Origin of the sequence: Nodularia chucula CCY0103, assembly GCF_963923915.1 — a bacterium.
GTDB classification, from domain to species: domain Bacteria; phylum Cyanobacteriota; class Cyanobacteriia; order Cyanobacteriales; family Nostocaceae; genus Nodularia; species Nodularia chucula.
This window is the reverse complement of sequence record NZ_CAWUOL010000071.1, coordinates 20,010-27,447: the sequence shown is the minus strand read 5'-3', so window position 1 is coordinate 27,447 and position 7,438 is coordinate 20,010. Positions and strand designations below refer to the sequence as shown.

5 protein-coding genes are annotated in these 7,438 nt (G+C 40.6%); all 5 read right to left on the bottom strand.

What is annotated here, in order from left to right:
• Positions 1–385 (bottom strand): tetratricopeptide repeat protein (locus ACM0OP_RS17500; RefSeq protein ID WP_414529699.1); only part of this gene is annotated, 385 nt, incomplete at its 3' end.
• Positions 385–1,581 (bottom strand): NB-ARC domain-containing protein, encoded by a 1,197-nt coding sequence (locus tag ACM0OP_RS17495; protein WP_414529698.1) that lies wholly within the window; start codon positions 1,579–1,581, stop codon positions 385–387. The genes ACM0OP_RS17495 and ACM0OP_RS17500, both read right to left, overlap by 1 nt.
• A gap of 4 nt (positions 1,582–1,585) precedes the next feature.
• Positions 1,586–2,041: a hypothetical protein gene (locus ACM0OP_RS17490; RefSeq protein WP_414529697.1), complete on the bottom strand. Its 456-nt coding sequence runs from the start codon at positions 2,039–2,041 to the stop codon at positions 1,586–1,588.
• 261 nt (positions 2,042–2,302) lie between these two features.
• Positions 2,303–5,113 carry a hybrid sensor histidine kinase/response regulator gene (locus ACM0OP_RS17485; RefSeq protein WP_414529696.1) on the bottom strand — a complete coding sequence of 937 codons (2,811 nt, stop codon included), beginning with the start codon at positions 5,111–5,113 and terminating at the stop codon, positions 2,303–2,305.
• A gap of 188 nt (positions 5,114–5,301) precedes the next feature.
• Positions 5,302–7,389 (bottom strand): methyl-accepting chemotaxis protein, encoded by a 2,088-nt coding sequence (locus ACM0OP_RS17480; RefSeq protein ID WP_414529695.1) that lies wholly within the window; start codon positions 7,387–7,389, stop codon positions 5,302–5,304.
• Positions 7,390–7,438 lie beyond the last annotated feature (49 nt).

Here is a 7,438-nt window from a genome sequence, read left to right as displayed (position 1 = left end):
CGGCGATATTGGGATGATAGTCTCCCAGCAGGCGTTTAAAGAGTTCTAAAGCTTGGAGATACAGGGATTCGGCTTGGTCGTACCTTCCTTGGGAACAGTAGAGTTCTGCCAAGTTGTTAAGGCTAGCGGCGATATCGGGATGATTGTCTCCCAAGCGGTCTTGTGCGGTTGATAAACACTGCTGTCTCCAAGGTTCGGCTAGGATATACAAACCTTGTCCTTCATAGAAGTTACCCAAGCCGAAGAAAACCCAATATAAATCTTCATCACAAACGTATTGAATCAGATGATTTGCTACTTCAGCTATATGAGGTATGGCAAGGGAAACAGCATTAATTTCCTCAAGTGTGGGGGTGTGAGGAATTTCTTGGGCGACTGCTACCATTACCTGACAAAAAGATCGCTTACTGCTACCATTACCTGACAAAAAGATCGCTTAAATTCCTCTACCTGCTCTAAACCTGTAAGCTTAGACTGGAAAAATTCCCGCAGCAGTGGATGTAATTGATAGATTCCCTCACCTTTGCGCTGGAGTAAATGCAGATACAGCAGCTTATCGTCCCGAATTTTCTCTAAATCTTCCTCATCATCTTCTGGTAGGCACTGTTCTACTGATTTCCAGGGTATGGGTGCAGCTGCAAATAAACTGATTAAACAGCCTAATTGCTGATCATCCTCTGCTAATTCCTGCCAACTCAACTCAAAGGCTGCTTTCACTCCCAATTTTTCTTTGTTGTCATCGTCGAGCTTAACAAGTGCAGCTTGTTCTAATCGCTCTTTATCCAAGCGCCCCATCATTTTCGAGAGGGATAAATCCTGTTTCCTCGCCAGATACCGCCCCACTAACTCCAAACCCAAGGGTAAATATCCCAGCCATGCACACAACTGATTTGCTACATCTAATTCTCTATCAATTCGCTCTGGTGTTTCTCCCAGCAAAGACCGTAACAACTCCAAGGCTGCTTCTGGTTGTAATACATCCAAAGGTAATTGCTTGATGGATGCACCCAAGAGTTGGCGCGTAGTCATCAACACTCTAAATCTGGAAGATAGCCCATTTAGGTAAGTTTTGACTTGCTGGTAATCTGTGACATCATCCACCACTAGCAGCACATCACCCTCACGCCAATTCCGCAAGCAGAATTGCACTTGTGCGGGTAAATCCACCAAATCTTTTGGTAGTTCTAAATCAAGCTGAGTTCTGGCAAATCGCACCAGTTGAACGCCCACATCCTCAGCTTTCGGTTGTAACCAGCACAGTCCACCTTTGTAGGTGTCGCGCTGACTCATTGCATATTGCAAGGCGAGTTCTGTTTTACCCAGTCCACCCATTCCCGCGATCGCAGCAATGGCTACTTGGTGATTTTCCTGTAAAAGTTGGTGGAGTTTTTGCAGTTCTTCATCACGTCCCACAAATTTCACCACCCCACTCAGGGGTAAATTTTGCGGAATACCAATGGCTTGGGAAGTTTCGCCCAGATTTATAGACTGGTTAAAGACTCCAATTTTTATATCACGGGCTTGAACATTCTCAAAGGCGTTCTGCCGTATTTGCTCAGGATTAGGGCGATTTTCGCTCATGATCCTAAGCCTTCATGTTGATATTGCCAAGGTCAAGATCATCACCAAATTGAGAATCAACCAGCGCTTCTTGATTCACTGCACCCTCTCTTGTCGCGGTCAAATCTATATCGCCTACCTTGGCTTTACCCTGTACCTTGACTCCCTTGAGGACTATTTGATTAATGGTTTGATTGGCTTTTAGCTGGGTCATCAGTTCTTGCAACCGATTAGCAAAAGCTGCATCTTCCTCCATTTGCGTTTCCAGTTCATCCTGGAACTTTGAGGTATTCTTTTCTGTAGGATTTTCTTCGGCTCTTTTCAGTAGTCCTTCCATTCCCGCCGCTTGGAATTTCTGCCTAATTGCACTCAATAGTTGAGCAACTTGTTCTGAAACCCCTTTACCTAAAGCTTTTCCCCCTTCCTTCAAGGCTTCTGAAAAAACTAGGGTGGCGATCGCAGCAGCTGTTATTGGTTCCATATCAATAATATTCAGAGATTATACTTATTTTACTCAGTATAACCACTTCTCAACAGAGAAAAAAAGTCTAATTTATTACAGTATCGATTATTACTAGCCCTGGCGACTAGAAGTCGCGGCTACACAAACTAAACCCGCCTGCGCGGGTTGAAAACCTCGATTTTTCATTAGTCCACGGAGGTTGACTTTGCTTGTGTAGTAGCGTTCGCGTAGCGTGCCGGAGGCTCTATTATATTCGCCCAAAACTTTTAAAACATCCTCTTAACTAGAAGTTGCTGTATCAGTAACATTTCCAACAAGTTCGGCGATAGTTTGTAATAATTTTTGCTCATTATAAGGTTTAGAAAAATAAGCCTTTGCGCCTAATTGCATCGCTATTTGTTTATGTTTTTCACCACTCCGAGATGTTAACATTGTCACTGGAATATGTTTAGTTTTTATGTTAGAATTTAACCGATCTAAAAAGCCATAACCATCGAGACGAGGCATTTCAATATCACAAATTATGGCGGCAACTTTCAAACCACTTTCGAGTTTTTCCAAGGCATCTTGACCATCTTTTGCTTGTTGCACTTCATAGCCTCCTTTTTCTAAAGTCATTGCTAAGAAGCGGCGAACATTAATTGAATCATCGATGATTAAAATTGTGTTTTTATGGGTAGTAGATGTTGCTGAGAGTTTATTATTTTCCCAGAAGAGAAAGGGAGTTTTTAACGTCACTGATGGTAATTGATGATTTTGAGGACTGCGTTGATTAGTGGCAATCCAATATAATAAATCGTTGGTATTTACTAATGCTAATACTCGCCCATCACCGAGAATTGTACAATTACTAAAGCCTGCGGGTAAAGGTATATTACTCTCTATTTGGCGGATGGCTACTTCTTGCTCACCCCAACAACGGTCTACTTGGATGGCGACTGTTTGATTATTGCCTTTGACTATGATGATACTGTCAGCATCGATGGCTGGGGAAATTTCTAATTCTGGGTTATCGTAGCGGGGACAATTAAACTGGAAGTAACTAGCGAGGCGTATTAATGGTATTGGATTATTTTGCCAATTAATAACTGCACTATCTCCGGTTGAGGATATCTGCTCGTTTTGTAATAAAAATATTTCCGAGATGACTTCTGTGGGAAACGCCAATAACATTTTATTGGTTTCTACTAGCAGAACTCGTGCTACGGAAAGTGTAAATGGTACTGATAAAGTAAAGGTAGTGCCAACTCCTAATTCTGTATTAACTGTTATATCTCCCAGCACTGATTTCAGGTTATTTCGTACTACATCCATACCCACTCCACGACCTGATAAGGCTGTTACTTGGTCAGATGTTGTAAAACCTGGTTCAAAAATGATTGATAGTAGTTCTTCTTCGCTAGCATTGGCAACTAGGGTAGCATCTAAACCCATAGCTACGGCACGGGAACGAATTTTATCTAAATCAATTCCTCGCCCATCATCACGCATGGTAATTATGGTACGGTTGTGATGGTTACTGGCTGTAATTTCGATTAATCCTTGTTCTGGTTTTCCTAATTGACGGCGAGTATTTGAGTCTTCTATGCCATGATCAAAAGCGTTTCTTAATAAGTGGATTATTGGCTCGTTTAAGGCTTCTAAAATGCTGCGTTCAATTAAGATGTTGCCGCCTTCAACTTGCAAGTGAACGTTTTTGCTATATTCAATGTTGAGGTCATGTAAAGCTCTAGGAAAACGCTCGATTAAATCGGATAATGGACGCATCCGAATGTGTGTGAATTTTCTTTGTAATTGTTTGGATGTTTTATTCAGTTTCCGGGCTATTTGTTCTGTATCATCTAGACTTAATTGAATGTCTGTGGTGACTTCTTGGACTTGGATAATGGTTTCTGTAACTTCTTGCGATCGCACATTTACTTTATCCTCTGAATTGATGGCTAATTCTGCTGTATCCTCTGTCTGAGTAATTTTCCGATATGCTGTGCGTAATTCATAGTTTTCTCGGTCAAGTCTCTGCACACGCTGATTGAGAGAAAGCACGAGATTGTGTAATTTTTCTAGTTGGGAATTTAAACCGTTACGCTGAATAGTGAGTTCCCCACATAAATCATTAATTTGTTCCAGTTGTTTACTGGGAACTCTAACTGTATTTTCTGATATTTCCCTATCTTTACTAAGAGTAATTTCCTCCTCTGGATACACCATTGTAGTAGTTTCGGGAATATTCACAGATGTAAAATTATCTGTCGATGCTTTCTCTGGTTGCAACTGAGAGATGCCATCTGTTGATTGTGGTTGATTACTGGTATAATTAGTTAAATCCAGTTGTGTTGGTAAACTATCTCGTTGATTAGTTAATATCAAAGCTTGCGATCGCCGCCATGTTTGCAATGATAACTGAGCAATTTCTAGAATGCGATCGCTGCTAGCAGTACCGATATAATTCTCTATAGATTGACACAAACTTGTAAAAGCTGGTAATTCCAGCATTTCGCCCAAACCCCCCAACTCAGCCGCCATCACCACTACTTCTTCCTGTAAATCAGCATCAGCACTATTTGCTAATACCGACTCCAAACGTTGCAAACATCCTTCCACCTCTGTTTCAAACAGCATGGGAACAATATCTTGTCCATCTTCTGGTGATAATATAGTAGCAGCATCTTCTGGACTAGGTTCACCCAGGCGATCGCGCAGTTCATCAAATATTGGATAACAAACCCTACTTAACCACTCATTCTTAATCTCATATCCCTGCGCTACTAATTCTACAATTTGTCGCAGGGAATCAACAGCAGAAAGTAATAAAGTTTGTAAATCTGAGTCAAAATCGCGGGAATTTTTGCGACTTTTCAAAACCTTAAAAGAATCTTCCAGACGGTGAGCTAAATCACTCAAAGTCCGGAAACCCATCATCCCAGCACCGCCCTTAATAGAATGAGCGGCTCGCAATGCAGCATTAATTTTCTCCACATCAATGCGTTTAGTAGTATCGATTTCCAGCAACACCGCCTCTAGAGTATTCAAATAATCTCTTGCTTCTTCCAGAAACTGCATCTGGATTTCTAACTCTTTATCCTTTGACATAGCTTTGTTTAATCATTAGTCATTGATAAATTTCCACATATCTTGCACCAGGCGTGACTGTTCGCGTCATCCGGTCAGGAAGGCCACCTACGCGGGTTGAAAACCTTAATTTTAAGTTAGTCCGCGCAGGCGGACATTGTTTGTATAGCCGCGATTTTAATCGCCAAGGCTATATGCTTCTCCCCAAATCAACTCACCTTCAAAGTTTCTACAGTTGCTTGTAACTGCTGGGAAATTTCCCTAGTTTGATGGAGAGATTGAGAAACCACAGAAGAAGAATCGCTGGTACGTTGTGAAATAGCAGCAATACGTTGAATCAAATCACTCACAACTTGGGATGTTTGTAATTGAGATGCAGTTGCTGTAGAAATCGACTGTACCAAAAAATCTATTTGTTGGGAAACATCCGAAATTTGATGCAAATCTTGCTTCCCTGCTTCCACAATTTCAGTGCTTTCTATAACCTGGGAAGTTCCGATTTCCATAGCTTGTAAAACCTCGCTAGTTTCCCGTTGGATATTGGTGACAATTTCCTCAATTTCTTTAGTAGCTGAAGCACTGCAAATGGCTAATTCTCCCACCTCTTCCGCAACCATAGCAAAACCTTGTGCTTCTTCACCACCCCGCGCTGCTTCAATACTGGCGTTGATAGCGAGTAAATTACTTTGGGTAGCAATTTGGTTGATTAAAGACACCACATGAGAAATTTGTTGAGTAGATTCTCCCAAGCGTTTGAGTTTGTGAGTAGTATCACCCACTGTTTCCCGCAAACTCAGAATATTATTTACTGTTAAATCCATTGCTTGTCTACTATTTGTAGCAGACTTAGCCGCATTATTAGTAATAATTGCTGCTTTTTCCGCATTTTCAGCGACACTTTTCATAAAAGTAGTCATTTGATCAACAGCCTGTATAGTACGGTTGATTTCCACCGTTTGGGTGAGTGTTTCCTCTGCTAGTTTACGGATAGCAGCTTCATCAGCCCCAATTCCTTGATTTACTTGGCTACTAGATTGTTTCACTTCAGTGAAAATATCTCTGAGGCTTTCCACAATGGAATTAAAAAAGTCGCAAATAGTCCCAATTTGTCCCGCCGTCACTTCTGCACGCACGGTAAAATCACCTTTAGCTGCACTCTCTACTTGAGTCAATAATTCTAAAAGTTGCAATTGCATTGCTTCATTAATATGGTCTCCCCCCATACTCTTGAGTGCTTCTTGTTGGGCTAAAACTTGCAATTGGATGGCAACATGATTAAATTCATCACTAAGTTTCTTTAAATCATATTGTGTGGGAGTTTCCCAACGGCTATCATAATCACCTTCCGCTAGTTGGGATAAAGCCATAGCCCCATCTAAAATTGGTTGTGTCAGTTTTAGAATTAATAAAACACCCAACCCACCTCCAATTAATGCGAATAATCCTGTAGCTATGACTATTCTTCGTAATAGTTGTTCTTGCGGTTGCAATGCAACGGCTTCATCTGTAGTTAAAATTAATTGCCAGTTTAAGCCAGGTAAAGTTTCTCCTGTAATTGATGGTACATAACTCAGTAGTTTTGGCTGTTCTCTAATGGGGTGAATTGTGGTGTATTTACTACTTGAAGTTAAATCATTTTTAGGAAAGGTTCCATCTAATAATTCTGTTTGCGTTGAGAGAAAAACTCTCTCCTGACTGTCAAGTAAATAATATTGACTACCATTATCTGTATAATTCTGCGTTATCCCTTGTAAATATTCTAGAGGGATTTCGGCACTCACCACCGCAATAGTATTACCCCTAACAGTATCTTTAATGGGTGCAGTTATATTAATTACTGATCCTTCTGGCTGGGTAATGACAGCAGTATCTTTGGCAATAATTTCTTGTAAAGACTTAGGGGTTTTTTCATTACCTAAAGGTGCGTCTGTAGATTGAGCAATCAATTTACCAGCAGGATCAAACACAGCGATGCTGCTATAGACTTCAGTATTCACAAAGTCATCTAAAAATTGTCGCTTATTGGCAGTAGTTGTATTTATATTGGTTCTAGTATTGGTAAAAAATGGTGAATTAACGATAATTTGCAAATCTGCATAGCGCTGTAACATCAAGCGGTTAATTTCGTCTGTTAATCTGGTAGCAGTGGCTGCATGAGATTGGTAAATTTGTCTATTGGTAAATTTCTGTGCCAACTGATAAGCGATCGCACCCATGCCGAATATTGGTAAAGTAGTGATGGCGATCGCTAAAATTACCACTTTTGGTTTTAAACTGACTCGTTGAATATATATCACTAGATAATTCCCATAATAATTATTACTTTTTCCTATTATACTGACCTAA